This is a genomic window from Promicromonospora noduliphila (assembly GCF_056951025.1).
In genome coordinates this window covers 5252929-5267736 of sequence record NZ_CM167806.1, presented here as the reverse complement: position 1 = coordinate 5267736, position 14808 = coordinate 5252929, and the positions used below count along the sequence as shown (strand labels likewise).

At 72.1% G+C, this 14808-nt stretch carries 13 protein-coding genes; 5 read left to right on the top strand and 8 right to left on the bottom strand.

All coding sequences use genetic code 11. The features are described 5' to 3' along the window. Nucleotides 1-20: 20 nt before the first annotated feature. The 8 genes from AC0QU1_RS22895 to AC0QU1_RS22860 form a co-directional block, all read right to left on the bottom strand. Nucleotides 21-746 (bottom strand): type 1 glutamine amidotransferase, encoded by a 726-nt coding sequence (locus AC0QU1_RS22895; protein WP_483572687.1) that lies wholly within the window; start codon nt 744-746, stop codon nt 21-23. Then, nucleotides 743-1795, bottom strand: a complete 1053-nt coding sequence (locus tag AC0QU1_RS22890; RefSeq protein WP_483572685.1) for an ABC transporter ATP-binding protein — start codon at nt 1793-1795, stop codon at nt 743-745. Before AC0QU1_RS22890 ends, AC0QU1_RS22895 begins: the two co-directional genes overlap by 4 nt. Further along, nucleotides 1788-2804, bottom strand: a complete 1017-nt coding sequence (locus AC0QU1_RS22885) for an ABC transporter ATP-binding protein (RefSeq protein ID WP_483572684.1) — start codon at nt 2802-2804, stop codon at nt 1788-1790. Before AC0QU1_RS22885 ends, AC0QU1_RS22890 begins: the two co-directional genes overlap by 8 nt. Next, entirely contained in the window at nt 2801-3718 is a 918-nt protein-coding gene (locus AC0QU1_RS22880; RefSeq protein WP_483572682.1) for an ABC transporter permease, read from the bottom strand. Before AC0QU1_RS22880 ends, AC0QU1_RS22885 begins: the two co-directional genes overlap by 4 nt. Continuing rightward, a complete protein-coding gene (locus AC0QU1_RS22875; RefSeq protein ID WP_483572680.1) occupies nt 3711-4715 on the bottom strand; it encodes an ABC transporter permease in 1005 nt (334 codons plus the stop codon). Before AC0QU1_RS22875 ends, AC0QU1_RS22880 begins: the two co-directional genes overlap by 8 nt. Nucleotides 4716-4728: 13 nt before the next feature. Continuing rightward, nucleotides 4729-6351, bottom strand: a complete 1623-nt coding sequence (locus tag AC0QU1_RS22870) for a peptide ABC transporter substrate-binding protein (RefSeq protein ID WP_483572679.1) — start codon at nt 6349-6351, stop codon at nt 4729-4731. A 158-nt stretch (nt 6352-6509) separates the two neighbouring features. Further along, nucleotides 6510-7187: an ABC transporter ATP-binding protein gene (locus AC0QU1_RS22865; RefSeq protein ID WP_483572677.1), complete on the bottom strand. Its 678-nt coding sequence runs from the start codon at nt 7185-7187 to the stop codon at nt 6510-6512. A 31-nt stretch (nt 7188-7218) separates the two neighbouring features. Next, nucleotides 7219-8745, bottom strand: coding sequence for an ABC transporter permease (locus tag AC0QU1_RS22860; RefSeq protein ID WP_483572676.1), 1527 nt, complete (start codon nt 8743-8745; stop codon nt 7219-7221). 290 nt (nt 8746-9035) lie between these two features. On the opposite strand from AC0QU1_RS22860, the gene eno reads away from it, so the two are divergent. The 5 genes from eno to AC0QU1_RS22835 all read left to right on the top strand — a co-directional run bounded on the left by eno (nt 9036) and on the right by AC0QU1_RS22835 (nt 14724). Then, nucleotides 9036-10316 (top strand): phosphopyruvate hydratase, encoded by a 1281-nt coding sequence (gene eno, locus AC0QU1_RS22855; RefSeq protein WP_483572675.1) that lies wholly within the window; start codon nt 9036-9038, stop codon nt 10314-10316. A gap of 353 nt (nt 10317-10669) precedes the next feature. Then, nucleotides 10670-11584: an FtsB family cell division protein gene (locus tag AC0QU1_RS22850; RefSeq protein WP_483572674.1), complete on the top strand. Its 915-nt coding sequence runs from the start codon at nt 10670-10672 to the stop codon at nt 11582-11584. A gap of 46 nt (nt 11585-11630) precedes the next feature. Continuing rightward, nucleotides 11631-12128, top strand: coding sequence for a DUF501 domain-containing protein (locus tag AC0QU1_RS22845; RefSeq protein ID WP_483572673.1), 498 nt, complete (start codon nt 11631-11633; stop codon nt 12126-12128). 18 nt (nt 12129-12146) lie between these two features. Continuing rightward, nucleotides 12147-13097 carry a Ppx/GppA phosphatase family protein gene (locus AC0QU1_RS22840; RefSeq protein ID WP_483572672.1) on the top strand — a complete coding sequence of 317 codons (951 nt, stop codon included), beginning with the start codon at nt 12147-12149 and terminating at the stop codon, nt 13095-13097. A 169-nt stretch (nt 13098-13266) separates the two neighbouring features. Continuing rightward, entirely contained in the window at nt 13267-14724 is a 1458-nt protein-coding gene (locus AC0QU1_RS22835) for an NAD(P)/FAD-dependent oxidoreductase (RefSeq protein WP_483572671.1), read from the top strand. The last annotated feature ends 84 nt before the right edge of the window (nt 14725-14808 follow it).

Below are 14808 nucleotides of genomic sequence, written 5' to 3'. Positions count from 1 at the left end.
GGTTCCCGGCCGTCCTCTCGCTACTTCGCCGCTTGCTTCGCCGTCGTGTGCACGACGTCGGCCCAGGCGCGGACCAGGGCGCGCGACTGCGCCTCGTTCTCGGCCGCGTGGACCAGCGCCGCCTCGGCCAGCGCGGCCCGGTCGATGCCCTGCGCCGAGAGCGCCGCCTCGTCCCAGGTCGCCACCCGCTCGGGCCGCGCCTCCGGGTGGAACTGCAGGCCCCAGGCCGCCTCGCCCACCCGGAAGGCCTGCACGCGGCAGGCCGCGCTCGTCACCAGCAGCGTGGCCGACGGCGGCAGGCCGGTCACCGAGTCCTCGTGGTTCTCGATCATCCACAGCGGCCCGTCCGGGACGCCGGGCAGGTCACCGAAGACCGGGTCGTCCGCGGCGGCGGGCAGCACCGAGAGGGGACACATGCCGCGCTCCGTCTCGCCCGACCGCGCCGTCACGCCGCCGCCGGCGACCTGCGCGAGGAGCTGGCCGCCGAGGCACAGGCCGAGCAGCGGCACGCCCTGGTCCAGCGCCGCGGCGGCCAGCGCCCGCTCGCGGGCCAGGAACGGGTGCTCGGCGTCGGCGTCCGGCATGAAGCCGCCGCCCAGCAGGACCATGCCCGCGAAGCCGTCGAGCGTCTCGGGCAGCTCGGCGCCGGGGACCAGGACGGGGTCGAGGCCCGCCTCGGGGAGGAGCTGTTCGAGCCGGCCCATCGAGCTGCCGGACGAGTTCAGGACCACCAGGACGCGCGTCATGCCTCGACCCCATGGACGGTCAGCTCGCGTGCGAAGTGGCAGGCGGCGAGGTGGGCCGCCGCGTCGGACCGGGCGACCAGGGCGGGCACCTCGGTCTCGCACACCGCGGGGACCCGGCCCGCGGCGGTGCCGGCCTCGGGCAGCGTGGGCGCGAGCCAGCAGCGCGTGTGGAACGGGCAGCCCGGCGGCGGGTCCACCGGCGAGGGCGGGTCGCCCTCCAGCACCAGCGCGTCCTGCCCCGCGGCCAGCCGCACCGCCGGGTCCGGCACGGGCACCGCCGACAGCAGCGCCTCGGTGTACGGGTGCTGGGCGCCGTCGTACACCTCGGCCTCCGGACCCTGCTCGACGATGCGGCCCAGGTACATCACGGCGACGTCGTGGGCGATGTGGCGCACGACGCCGAGGTCGTGCGCCACGAAGAGGTAGGACAAACCCAGCTCCTCCTGGAGGTCCTCCAGGAGGTTGATGACCTGGCCCTGGACCGACACGTCGAGCGCGGAGACCGGCTCGTCGCAGACCAGGATCTTGGGCCGCAGCGCGAGCGCGCGGGCGATCCCGACGCGCTGCCGCTGCCCGCCGGAGAACTGGTGCGGGTACCGGTTCGCGTGGTCGGGGTCCAGGCCGACGAGTTCCAGCAGCTCGCCCACCGCGGCCCGCCGTCCGCCTGCCGGGTCGATGCCGTGGATGGCGAACGGCTCGCCCACTATCTCGTTCACCGACATCCGCGGGTTCAGCGACGTGTACGGGTCCTGGAACACCATCTGCACGTCGCGGCGGAGCTGCTTGCGGCCCGCCCGCGACAGGCGCGTCACGTCCTGGCCGTCCACGAGCACCTGGCCGCTGGTCGGCCGCTCGATGCCCACCAGCACGCGCGCGAGCGTCGACTTGCCCGACCCGGACTCGCCCACCAGCCCGAGGGTGCGGCCGCGGCCGAGGGTGAGCGAGACGCCGTCGACCGCCTTCACCGCGCCCGCGGGACGGCGCAGCAGACCGTTGCGTACGGGGTAGTGCTTGACGAGGTCGCGGACCTCCAGCACGGGCTCAGTCATCGTGTCCTCCCGTCGGCGCGACGCCGGCGGGCTCCCGCCCGGCCATGATGTCCGCGGCGAAGTGGCAGGCCGACGTCCGGCCCTCGGCCGGCGTGGCCAGCGGCGGCACCTCGGTACGGCACACGTCGCGGACGGCGTCGCAGCGCGGGTGGAACGGGCAGCCCGCCGGCATGGCGGCGGGGCTGGGCGGGCGGCCGGGGATCACGGGCAGGCGCCCCGTCCCGGCCGCGGAGGGGATGGAGCGCAGGAGCGCTCGCGTGTACGGGTGCGCGGGCGCCGTGTAGGCGGGCACCACCGGTGCCTGCTCGACGGCGCGGCCCGCGTACATCACCGTGACGTCGTCGGCGACGCCGGCCACGACGCCCAGGTCGTGCGTGATGAGCACGAGGCCCATCTGCCGCTCCGCCTGGATCTCCGCGAGCAGGCGCAGCACCTGCGCCTGGACGGTGACGTCGAGGGCCGTGGTGGGCTCGTCGGCGATGAGGACGTCGGGGTCCATGGCCAGCGCCGAGGCGATCATGACGCGCTGGCGCATGCCGCCGGAGAACTGGTGCGGGTACTCCGTGACGCGGGCCTTGGCGTTCGGCACCTTGACGAGGTCCAGCAGCTCGACCGCCCGCTTGCGGGCCTCGCCGCGGGACAGCCCGCGCCGCGCCCGCAGCGCCTCGGTGAGCTGGTAGCCCACGGTGTGCACGGGGTTGAGCGCGGCCAGCGCGTCCTGGAACACCATCGCCACCTGGTCGCCGCAGCGCGCGCGGTGCTCCTTGCGGCTCAGGGCGAGCAGGTCGGTGCCGGCCAGGCGCACGGTCCCGCGCGTCACGCGGGCGGTGTCCGGCAGCAGGCCCATCACCGCCAGCGACGACACGGACTTGCCCGAGCCGGACTCGCCCACGATGGCCAGCGTGCGGCCGGCCTCCACGCGGTAGGACAGGCCGTCGACGGCGCGCACCACGCCGTCGGGGGTGCGGAACTCGACGGCGAGGTCGGTGACCTCAAGGAGGGCGCTCATGCGGCGAGCCGAGGGTCGAGGGCGTCGCGCAGGGCGTCGCCGAGCACCACGAGGGACAGCACCGTCGCGAGCAGGCAGCCCAGCGGCAGCAGCAGCATGTGCGGGTAGCCGCCGAGCACCCACGACGAGCCGTTCGAGATCATGATTCCCCAGGAGATGGCGGGCGGCCGCACCCCGATCCCGAGGAACGCCAGCACGGCCTCCGCGCCGATCACCCCGGCGATCGCCGTCGGGATGAGTGCTGTGACCGGGCCGATCGCGTTGGGCAGCACGTGCCGGAACATGATCCGCAGGTCGGAGGCGCCCAGCGCGCGGGCGGCCGTGACGTAGTCGAGGTTCTTCGCCTCCAGCGTGCTGGCCCGGACGTACCGGGCGTAGCCCATCCAGCCGAACAGCGTGAGCACGATCGCGGGCAGCATGATCGTGGTGAACGTGCCCGAGCCGACCTCGACGTTCTTGAACAGGCTCAGCAGCAGCAGCGCCGCGAGCAGGTACGGGATCACGAGGAACACCTCGACCGCGCGGGACACCAGGAAGTCGACCCAGCCCAGGTAGTACCCGGCGAGCAGGCCGAGGGTCACCCCGATGACGAGCGCCGCGCCCACCACCACGAACGCGAGCAGCAGCGACGGGCGGGCGCCGTGCGCGAGCTGGGCCAGCATGTCGCACCCGAACGAGTCGGTGCCGAGCGGGAACTCGTTGCCGAACCCCTGGGGCGGGGTCTTGGCGTCCCCGATGAGGCAGTGGCGCGGGCTCACCGGGGTGAACAGCGTGGGGAACGCGGCGACCACCGCGAAGAAGACGATGATCAGCGACGCGACGATGACGTCGGGCCTGCGGCGCAAGCTGCGCCAGACGTCGGAGGCCAGCGTGCGGGACGCGGTGTCGACCGACCGGGCTGCTGCTTCACTCATAGCGGATCCTCGGGTCGAGCGCGGCGTAGGCGATGTCCACGACGATCATCACCGCGACGGTCACCGCCGTCAGGATGGTGACGATGCCGAGCACGAGCCCGACGTCGCTGTCCTGCACGGCCGTCCACAGCACGCCGCCCATACCGTAGATGTTCATGAGCCCCTCTGTGATGACGGCGCCGCCAAGGGCCTCCGCGAAGGTGAGGCCCACCGCCGTCACCACGGGGATCGAGGAGTTGCGCACCACGTGGTGCAGCACGACGCGCCCCTCGGTGAGCCCCTTGGACCGGGCGGTCCGCACGTGGTCGCCGCCGTAGGACTCGAGCTGGCTCGCGCGGACCAGCCGGATGAAGGCGGCCGAGCCCGCGAGCCCGAGCAGGATGCCCGGCACGGCGATCGTCGCCCACGGGTGGTCGGGGTCGAACGACGGCCGGAACCAGTACGGCGGCCAGCTGTCCTCGCCGAAGGTCTCCTCCGACCAGTTCGACAGCGGCACCGTCACGATCTCCTTGTAGACCAGCAGGAGCACGAAGACGGGCAGCGCGTCGATCAGGACGGAGGAGAACCGGATGCCGTGGTCCGACGGCGTCCCGCGCCAGCGGGCGGCCACCGAGCCGAGCAGCATGCCCAGCACCAGCCAGGTGATCGTCACCACGACGAACAGCCGCAGCGTGTTGGGCGCTGCGCTGGCCACGATGTCGGTCACCTCGCGGCCGCGCAGGTTGGTGCCGAAGTCGCCCTGCGCGTACTGGCCCAGACGCTCGACGAACGGCCCGAGGCACGGGTTCCCCGGCGTGTCGTAGCAGGGGTCGTCCAGCCCGTACCGCTGCTCGACGGCGGCGAGCTGCGCCGACGACGGGACCTTGTCGCCGAAGAACGCGAGCGCGGGGTTGCCGTTGAGCTGGATCGCGAGCGTCGTGAGCAGGTGCAGCACGAACAGCACGACGAAGAGCATGCCGATCGCCTGGGCGATGCGGCGGATGACGTAGCGGCCCATGGGGTCCCGTTGGCTACTCGGAGACGGTCAGCAGCCGCAGCTTCACCGCCGCGCTGAACGGGTCGAGCACCACGTTGTCCAGCCGCTCGCTGTAGTACGCGGCGCCGACGTTGAACCGGAACGGGATGGTCGGGAAGTCCTCGGCGAGGATCCGCTCGGCCTCCTGGTAGTGGGTCACCGCCTCCTCGAGGTCGGCGGCCTGGTCGCCGGCGTCGAGCGCCTCCTCGAAGGCGTCGTCGTGCCACCCGAACTGGCCCTCGCCGTCCGCCTCCGTCGAGTAGAACGCGAGGTAGTTCTCGTTCAGCGGGTAGTCGGGGAACCAGTTGTTCCGGAAGATGCCGTCGAAGCCCTGCTCCGCGCGGATCGTGTAGAAGTCCGGGTTCGGCTCGAGCTCGTACGGGATGCCGAGGGTCGCCTCGATCGAGTCGCCGATCGCCTTGAAGTACTCGGCCTCCACCTCGTCGTCGGTCAGGCCGATCGACAGGGTCTCGCCGTCGGGCCAGCCGCCCGCCTCCTCCAGGGCCGCCTGCGCGGCCTCCGGGTCGAAGGTGCACCACTCGCACGTGCCGGCCTCGCCGCCGGGCACACCGTCCGGCACCACCCACGAGTCGGCGGGCGTGGCCAGGCCGCCCGACAGCTCCTCCAGGATCGACTCGCGGTCGATGGCCATCGAGATCGCCTTGCGGAACTCGATGTCCTGCCACGGGCCGTCCTTGTACAGCGGGAACGCGATGTAGGTGAGGGCGGCGCCAGGGACCTCGACGTAGCGCTCCGACAGCTCGGGGTCCTCCTGCGCTGCGGCGAGGTCGGCGGGCGGCGGGTAGCTGACGTCGAGGTTGCCCGCCTCGAAGTCGGCCCAGGACGTGCCGCCCGAGTACTCGGTCCACTCGATCCGGTCGTACCCGGGGGTCTCGTCCAGGGGGTAGTCGGCCCACCGCTCGGCGGTGAGGCTCACGCCCTGGTCCCATTCGGTGATCTGGAACGGGCCGTTGCCGATCGGCGCGACCGAGCACGCCTCGATGTCGTCGAGGCACTCCTGCGCGATCGGGTAGAAGCCCGTGTAGCCGAGCATCGTCGCGAAGCCCGCGAACGGCGCCGTGAGCGTCACCTCGAGCGTGAGGTCGTCGACGACCTTCAGGCCCGAGAGCTCGTCGGCCTCACCGGGCGCGGTGATCTCGCCCGCGTCGTCGGTGGTGGGCTGCATCTTGTCGTAGCCCTCGAACCGCTCGAAGAAGTAGTTGCTGTACAGGGCGTTGTCACCGTCGGCGGTGTAGTTCCAGGAGCGGGCGAACGCCTCGGCGTCGACGGGCTCGCCGTTCTGGAACGTGAGGTCAGGCTTGATCTTGATGGTCCAGACGGTGTTGTCGTCCGACTCGATCGACTCGGCCACGTAGTTGTAGGGCTCGGTGGTCTCCGGGTCGTAGCGGACCAGGCCGTCGTAGACGACGTCGAGCACGGAGATGTTGTCCGCGATGCCCGAGTCACCGGGCAGCAGGGTCTCCATGTCCTGGCCGAGGGCTAGGTTCACGGTGACCGGTCCGTCGTCGTCGGCGGTGTCGCTCGGGCTGCACCCGGCTACGGTCAGGGCCACCACGGCCGCCCCTGCGGCGAAGGTGGCGATGCGTGCTTGCCTCACAGATTGCCTCCCCAGTTCGTCTCCCCGGGCTGAGGGACGGGGAGGTTTGGACCATATCGCCACGGGACCGGGGTCGCTTGGAAACTCGTGTAAACCGTCTGTAACGATTCGTCAGGTCCCCTTCCATGGGTTGGAAGGGGACCTGACGGACCGACGGCTCAGGCCGCCGTCAGGTCCTTCACCGCGCCCTTCGCGATGCGCAGCCGGCGGGGCGTCCGCTTCGCGACCACCGAGTCGTGCGTGACCAGCACGATCGTCAGCCCCTGCTCCTTCCACAGGCCCACCATGAGGTCGACGATCTCGTCGCGGGTCTCCTCGTCGAGGTTGCCGGTGGGCTCGTCGGCCAGCAGCACCTTCGGGTTCTTCACCAGGGCCCGCGCGATGGCGACGCGCTGCTGCTGACCGCCGGACAGCTCGCCCGGCAGGTGGTCGCCCCGGTCGCCGAGCCCCACCTGCTCCAGCGCGGCCGTCGCGCGCGCCGCCCGGGTCTGGGCCGGGATCTTCGCCGGCACGAGCGCCGTCTCCACGTTCTCCAGCGCGGTGAGCGTGGGGATGAGGTTGAAGTTCTGGAACACGAAGCCGATGGTCTCGGCCCGCGCGGCGGTGAGCTGGGCGTCGCTCATGGCGGCGAGGTCCGTCTCGTCGAGCTTGACGGTGCCCGACGTCGGGCGGTCCAGGCCGCCCAGCATCTGCAGCAGGGTGGACTTGCCGCCGCCCGTCGGCCCCTGGACGGCGACGAGCTCGCCGTCGCCGATGGTCAGGGACACGTTCCTCAGCGCGCGGACCACGCGCTTGCCCTGCTGGTACGTCTTGGTCAGGTCGTCGATCTGGTACATGGGTCTACCTCTTCTTGGTCAGGGCTCTGGCTCAGGCGAGCGAGCGGAGGGCTTCGGCGGGGCGCAGCTTCGCGGCGCGCTGTCCGCCGACGACGCCGGCGAGCAGCCCGCCGAGCACCGCCAGCCCGATGGCGGCCAGGACTATCCACAGGCTGATGGGTGCCTGGAGCACGATGTCGACGGCGTTGCCCGCGGCGTCGGCGACGTCGCCGGCGGGACCGCCGAAGGTGCGCTGGGCGCCGTCGGCCGGTGCTGTGTCACCGCCGGGCGCCGCGCCCGCCGGCAGCGCGCCGGCCGGGCCGCCCATCATGAAGCCGCCCCCGCCCGAGGAGCCGCTGAGCGTGAAGCCCGCCAGGTTCACCGCCCACACGGCCAGCGCGCCGACCGCGAGGCCCGCGACGCCGCCGATCAGGCCCTGCACCACGGACTCGCCGGCGACCTGGCCCACCACGCGGCCCTTGCTCCAGCCGAGCGCCTTGAGGGTGCCCAGCTCGCGCGTCCGGCGGTTCACGCCCGAGACGGTGAACAGGATCGCGAGGCCGAAGGCCGCTGCGAGCACGATGATGCTCAGCCACATGCCGAGCGTGCCGATCAGGTCGGACGCCGTGGAGAGGGATCCCGTGACGCCCTCGGCGAGGTCCGACTGGGTGCTCACCGAGGCGTCAGGGAGCTCGCTCTCGATCGCCGCGGCGACGGCGTCGACGTTCTCGGCCGAGTCGACCTGCACGTAGACGTCGGTGACCTGGTCGGCCAGGTCGGCGAGGGTCTGGGCGGTGGCGAGCGGCACGTAGACGTCGGACGCCGTCGCGACGCCCTCACCCGTTGTCGAGGTGACCGTGCCGACGATCTCCAGCTTCTCGCCGCCCACGGTGATCGTGTCGCCGACGGCGAGCTCCTGCTGCTGGGCGTACGTGGCGTCCAGGACGGCGACGTTCTCGTCGTCCGCCTCCAGCGTCCGGCCGTCGGCCACCTCAGCGGTGGTCAGCGGCCCGACGGCGGCGGCGTCCGGGTCGACGCCGGTGACCGTGAACTGGTCGATCTCGAACGACGACCCGCCGGCCGTCCCCTCGCCCGAGCCGTCGGGACCCATCTGCAGGTTGACCGGGCCGTCGCCCTCCTGCATGGCCTCGAAGTCCGGCATCTCGCCGGAGAAGGACATGTTCTGCAGCTCGAGCGTCGCGGCGACGCCGGACACGTGGTCCAGGCCCGCGACGGTGTCCAGGGCCGTGGCGTCGAACGACGTCGACCCCATGGCCGTGCTGAGGCGGTCCTGGTCGAGGCTGCGGGTGCCGTCCTCGTTCGCCTCACCCTCCCCCTCGCCGAAGTCGAAGCGGCCGGGCCCGCCGCCGGCGCCCGGCCCTTCGCTGGGCTGGTTGACGGTGATGTCGGTGCCGACGCCGTAGACGGACTCGAGCACCTCGGACTGGGCGTCCTTGACGCCGGTCGAGACCGCGTTGACGACGATGACCAGCGCGATGGCCACCGCGAGACCGATCGCTACCACGACGGTCTGCTTGCGCCGGTTGCGCAGCTCTCTGCGCAGATAGGTGAAGAACATGGGCTCCTGCCTGGGGTCCGGGGGCGTGCGGGAAGGGTTGGTGTCCGCGCAGACCACCGCGCGGGCTGTAGCGCCACGCCCAGGGGGGTAGGGCGAGCGGGCGTGCGGTTCGCGCCGTGGGGCGGTCTGCGCCGGACGCTCCGGACGCTAGGCGCGCCGGCTGTGGTGGCCCTGTTGCCGACCTGTGGTGAGCCTGTGAACCGCGCCCCTGTGGACGGTTGCCCGCCCTGTCGCCGGACGTCCTAGGCTGGGGCCGTAACCTCCGAGCAACATCCTGAGAAGGAGTCCCCGTGGCTAGCATCGAAGCCGTTGGAGCACGCGAGATCCTCGACTCGCGCGGCAACCCCACCGTGGAGGTAGAGATCGTCCTGGACGACGACACCTTCGCCCGTGCTGCCGTCCCGTCCGGCGCGTCGACCGGCGCGTTCGAGGCGGTCGAGCTGCGTGACGGCGACAAGGGCCGTTACCTGGGCAAGGGCGTCGAGAAGGCCGTCGCGGCCGTCAACGACGAGATCGCCCCCGAGCTGGTCGGGTACGACGCAGAGGAGCAGCGCATCGTCGACCAGGCGCTGCTGGACCTGGACGGCACCCCCAACAAGGGCAAGCTGGGCGCGAACGCGATCCTTGGCGTGTCGCTGGCCGTCGCGAAGGCCGCCGCCAAGAGCGCGGGCCTCGACCTGTTCCGCTACGTGGGCGGCCCGAACGCGCACGTACTGCCCGTGCCGATGATGAACATCCTGAACGGCGGGTCCCACGCGGACTCGAACGTGGACATCCAGGAGTTCATGGTCGCCCCGATCGGCGCCCCGACGTTCCGCGAGGCGCTGCGCACCGGTACCGAGGTGTACCACTCCCTCAAGTCCGTGCTGAAGGAGAAGGGCCTGGCCACCGGCCTGGGCGACGAGGGCGGCTTCGCGCCGAACCTCGGCAGCAACCGTGAGGCGCTGGACCTGATCCTGGTCGCCATCGAGCGGGCGGGCCTCAAGCCGGGCACCGACGTCGCGCTCGCGCTCGACGTCGCCTCCACCGAGTTCTTCGCCGACGGCGTGTACGCCTTCGAGGGCGGCAAGAAGACGCCGGACGAGATGATCGCCTACTACGAGCAGCTCGTGACCGACTACCCGCTGGTCTCGATCGAGGACCCGCTGTCGGAGGACGAGTGGGACTCGTGGGCCGAGCTCATGGGCAAGGTCGGCGACAAGGTGCAGATCGTGGGCGACGACCTGTTCGTCACCAACCCGGAGCGCCTCGCCAAGGGCATCGAGCTCAAGTCGGCGAACTCGCTGCTGGTCAAGCTCAACCAGATCGGCACGCTCACCGAGACGCTCGACGCCGTGACGCTGGCGCAGCGCAACGGCTTCACCACGATGACCTCGCACCGCTCCGGCGAGACCGAGGACACCACCATCGCGGACCTGTCCGTGGCGACCAACGCCGGCCAGATCAAGACCGGCGCCCCGGCCCGCGGCGAGCGCATCGCCAAGTACAACCAGCTCCTGCGCATCGAGGAGGCGCTGGACGAGGCCGGCACCTACGCCGGGCGGTCGGCGTTCCCGCGCTTCCAGGGCTGAGCCCCGCGCGGTCAGGCGGCCAGAGAGTGCGCTTCTACCCAGCGATCGTGCCCAAAAACCCAGCGAGTTTTGGGCAAAATCGCAGGGTAGAAGCGCACTTCGTCGTTTCACAGATTCGACACACGGCGCGCCGGAGGTAATGCCGGTACAAAGGCCCGGCGAATCGGCACAATCGACGCATGCCTTCCTCACGTCGCCCGGCGCGGCCCTCGGGTTCGGCCCGGGGCTCGGGCGCACGCCCGTCGTCGACCTCGCGCGGGGGGTCTGGCGCGGGGTCTTCGGGTGCGCAGGGTGCCTCGAAGGGTGGCGTTTCGAAGGGCGGCAAGGGGACGACGCCGGCGGGGGGCAAGGGCGTGGCGAAGAAGCCGTCCGGGTCGGCGGGGAGCTCGGCCGCCAAGCGTGGTGCGGCGAACGGTTCGACGTCGAGGGGTTCCGGCGCGAAGGCTGGCGCGGCGAACGGTGCCGCGTCGAAGGGTTCTGCCGCCAAGGGCTCGACCGCGAAGGGCGCCAAGGGTGCAGCGGCCAAGCAGCCGCGCACGACGGCGGGCGGGTCCTCGGCGGCTCGGTCCTCGTCGTCGGCTCGGTTCTCCTCAGCGTCTCGGTCCTCCTCGTGGGCATCGGCCGCCCGGAAGCCCGCATCGCCGTCGGCGGGTCGCCGCACCACCGCATCCCGCACTGCCGCACCCCGGAGCGCCCCGGCCCGGCCGGCCGCGCGCTCGGGTGGGGCTACGTCGCGGGGCACGCGTCCGGCGCCGGGCGGCGGGGCGAAGCGACCCACGCAGCCGCGCCGGCGGAGCACGGCCACCGGCAGCGTCGCGCCGCCGACCCGGCCGCCGCGTGCCGACCGCAGGCGTGGCAGCTACGGGCTCGTGGTGCCGGAGGTGCTCACGGTCCGCGCGATGGTGCTGTCCGTCGTGGCGCTCCTGGCGGTGGTGCTGCTGCTGCCGACGGTGCGTGCCGTCGTGACGCAGCAGGCGGAGCTGCGCGAGCTGCGTTCCGAGCTGAGCGAGCAGCAGGACCAGAAGGCGGAGCTCGAGACGGAGCTGGCCCGCTGGGACGACCCGTCGTACGTGATCGAGCAGGCGCGCTCGCGCCTGAGCTTCGTGATGCCGGGGGACAAGGTGTGGCGCACGCTCGACACCGACTCCGTGCCGCAGGAGGAGCCGGAGCCCGGGGTCGTCGAGCCGTCGCCGAGCCCCGCGGAGGATGCGGACACGCCCTGGTACACGAGCGTGTGGGACTCGGTGCGGATCGCGGGCGGCGAGTGATCGCTCGCGCCGCGGCGCACGTGTCCTGAGGGACAATGGGCGGGTGATGAGCGTGAGCGAGACCGTGTCCGACGACGACCTGCGCGTCCTGGCCGAACAGCTCGGCAGGGAACCGCGCGGCGTGGTGGGTATCGCGGCGCGCTGCGTGTGCGGCCGTCCGACGGTGGTGCGCACGGCGCCCCGCCTGCCCGACGGCACGCCGTTCCCCACCGTGTTCTACCTGACGCATCCGGGTGCGGTCGCCGCCGCCTCGACGCTGGAGGCGAACGGGGTGATGAAGGAGATGACGGCGCGGCTCGAGTCGGACGACGAGCTCGCCGCGGCCTACCGCACGGCGCACGAGCACTACCTCGCCGAGCGCGAGGCGATCGGCCACGTCGACGAGATCGACGGCATCTCGGCCGGCGGCATGCCGACGCGCGTCAAGTGCCTGCACGTCCTCTTCGCGCACTCGCTCGCGGCGGGCCCGGGCGTGAACCCCCTCGGCGACGAGGCGCTCGCGCTGGCCCGGGACCTGTGGCGTCCCGACCGCTGCACCTGCTGAGCCTGGGAGAATCACCACGTGACTTCCTCTCGCGTGGCCGCGGTCGACTGCGGCACCAACTCGATCCGCCTGCTCGTCGCGGACGTCGACGCCGCCGGAAACCTCACCGAGCTCGACCGCCGCATGGAGGTGGTGCGGCTGGGCCAGGGCGTCGACCGCACGGGCGAGTTCGCGCCGGAGGCGCTGGAGCGGACGCTCGCGGCCACCCGCGAGTACGCGGCGGTCGTCGAGTCGGCGGGCGCGGAGCGGGTGCGGTTCGTGGCGACGTCGGCCACCCGCGACGCCCGGAACCGGGACGCCTTCTTCGACGGCGTGCGCGACGCGCTCGGCGTCGAGGTCGAGGTGATCAGCGGCGCCGAGGAGGCTGAGCTGTCCTTCCGCGGCGCGACCAGTGCGGTGGCCGCCGCGCACGCCGGCCCGTTCCTCGTGGTCGACCTCGGCGGAGGGTCCACCGAGCTGGTCCTCGGGGCGAGCTCGGTGGACGCGAGCTTCTCGATGGACGTCGGCTCGGTCCGTATGGCGGAGCGGCACCTGCGCAGCGATCCGCCGTCGGACGGCGAGGTGGCGGCGGCCCGCGCGGACGTGCGGGCCCACCTGGACGACGCCGCCCGCGTGGTCCCGCTCGGGAAGGCCGCCACCCTGGTGGGGCTGGCCGGGTCGATCACCACCGTGACGGCGCACGCCCTCGGGCTGGCCGAGTACCAGCGCGAGCGCGTGGACCAGGCGGAGCTGCCGGTCCCGACGGTGCTGGCGTCCTGCGCGGCGCTGCTGGCGGCGCCACGCGCCGAGCGGACCGCCATGGGCTTCCTGCACCCGGGACGGGTCGACGTGATCGGGGCCGGGGCGCTCGTGTGGTCGGAGGTGATCACGCGCGTCGCGACCGACGTCGCGGCGGCCGGCGGGTCGCTGACCACCGTGGTGACCAGTGAGCACGACATCCTCGACGGGATCGCGCTGTCGATGGGCTGACGCCGGGGTCGCGCGGTTGGTCCGAGCTGGTTCCGGCTTCCGGGAACCCGGCCCCGAGGTCGTCCGTTGACCGGGCGACGAGGCGCATCGAAGCGGCGTGGCGGGCATCACCACACGTCGCTCGTCGTCGTGTCCGGCGAGTGGTGGGTCGCGCGGTACCCTGGGAATCATGCCTCAGAACGACCTGACCTCGGTCAGTCATGCCTCCGACACGGCGAGCACGCCGCGCCCCCGGAAGGTGCCGCGCATCGTGGTCCTCGGCGGCGGGTCCGTCGGCCTCTACGTGGCGCGCCGCCTGCGCAAGAAGCTGAAGAAGCGGGAGGCGGCCATCGTCGTCGTCGACCCGCGCCCGTACATGACGTACGCGCCCTTCCTGCCCGAGGCGGGCGCCGGCTCCATCGACGCGCGTGACGTGGTGGCACCGCACCGGAGGGCCCTCAAGGGCATCGACGTGCTGCAGGGCAAGGTCACCACCATCGAGCACGGGCGCAAGGCCGTGAAGATCCAGCCCGAGGAGGGCGACGAGTACGAGGTGACGTACGACCAGCTCGTCGTCGGCCTCGGCTCGGTGTCGCGCACGCTGCCCATCCCGGGCCTCGCGGAGAACGCGATCGGCTTCAAGAACGTGGAGGAGGCCATCGCGGTCCGGAACCACGTCATCAACCGGATGGACGTCGCGTCGTCCACGTGGGACGCCGACCTGCGCAAGCGCATGCTCACGTTCACCTTCGTGGGCGGCGGGTTCGCCGGCATCGAGGCGCTCGCCGAGATCGAGGACATGGCGCGCTACGCGACGCGGCAGTACAACACGATCGAGGCGTCCGACCTGCGGTTCGTCATGATCGAGGGCGCCAGCCGCATCCTGCCGGAGGTCACGGAGCCGATGGGCGAGTACGCCCTGGCCGAGCTGAAGAAGCGCGGCATCGAGTTCCACCTCAACACGTTCCTCTCGTCCTGCGTGGACGGGCACGTCGTGACCTCGACGGGCGTCGAGTTCGATACCGAGACCATCGTGTGGACCGCAGGCGTCAAGGCGAACCCGGTCATCAAGGAGGCGTCCGACCTCCCGTTCGACAAGCTGGGCCGCGTCATCGTGCTCCCAACGCTGCAGGTGGCCACGGAGGACGGCGAGATCGTCGAGGGCGCCTGGGCCGCTGGCGACTGCGCCGCCGTGCCGGACGTGCTCAACCCCGGCAAGTTCTGCCCGCCGAACGCGCAGCACGCGATCCGCGAGGCCGTGCGGCTGGCCGACAACATCGTGGCGCTCTACAAGCACCGGCCCGCCGTCGACTACAACCACAAGAACGTCGGTGTGGTCGCCTCGCTGGGTCTCTACAAGGGTGTCGCCGAGCTGTTCGGGTTCATCAAGCTGCGCGGGTTCCTCGCCTGGGTGGCCCACCGCGGCTACCACGTGATGGCCATGCCGACCGGCAACCGCAAGGCCCGCATCCTGGTGGGCTGGATCGGCCAGTTCCTCATGGGCCGCGAGCTGGTCTCGCTGGGCTCGCTGCACGACCCGCGGCAGGAGTTCCGCAACGCGTCGGTCCCGCCGAAGGCCGTGGGCGAGAAGGTCGAGCAGAAGGCGGAGTCGTCCGCCGCGCGGGCGGAGTCGGGCGCGAAGGCCTGACGACTGGCTGGCGCCGGGCGCGCTGCTGTCCAGTTTGGTCGCTTGCTGCGCGGTGGGCGGTGAGTTCGGTCGCTTGCCTCGAGA

What these genes read in the sequence shown, in the direction of transcription:
- AC0QU1_RS22895 (WP_483572687.1), bottom strand. Translation starts at nt 746, where the DNA reads ATGACGCGCGTCCTGGTGGTCCTGAACTCGTCCGGCAGCTCGATGGGC.
- AC0QU1_RS22890 (WP_483572685.1), bottom strand. Translation starts at nt 1,795, where the DNA reads ATGACTGAGCCCGTGCTGGAGGTCCGCGACCTCGTCAAGCACTACCCC.
- AC0QU1_RS22885 (WP_483572684.1), bottom strand. Translation starts at nt 2,804, where the DNA reads ATGAGCGCCCTCCTTGAGGTCACCGACCTCGCCGTCGAGTTCCGCACC.
- AC0QU1_RS22880 (WP_483572682.1), bottom strand. Translation starts at nt 3,718, where the DNA reads ATGAGTGAAGCAGCAGCCCGGTCGGTCGACACCGCGTCCCGCACGCTG.
- AC0QU1_RS22875 (WP_483572680.1), bottom strand. Translation starts at nt 4,715, where the DNA reads ATGGGCCGCTACGTCATCCGCCGCATCGCCCAGGCGATCGGCATGCTC.
- AC0QU1_RS22865 (WP_483572677.1), bottom strand. Translation starts at nt 7,187, where the DNA reads ATGTACCAGATCGACGACCTGACCAAGACGTACCAGCAGGGCAAGCGC.
- AC0QU1_RS22860 (WP_483572676.1), bottom strand. Translation starts at nt 8,745, where the DNA reads ATGTTCTTCACCTATCTGCGCAGAGAGCTGCGCAACCGGCGCAAGCAG.
- AC0QU1_RS22845 (WP_483572673.1), top strand. Translation starts at nt 11,631, where the DNA reads ATGAGCGTGAGCGAGACCGTGTCCGACGACGACCTGCGCGTCCTGGCC.
- AC0QU1_RS22835 (WP_483572671.1), top strand. Translation starts at nt 13,267, where the DNA reads ATGCCTCAGAACGACCTGACCTCGGTCAGTCATGCCTCCGACACGGCG.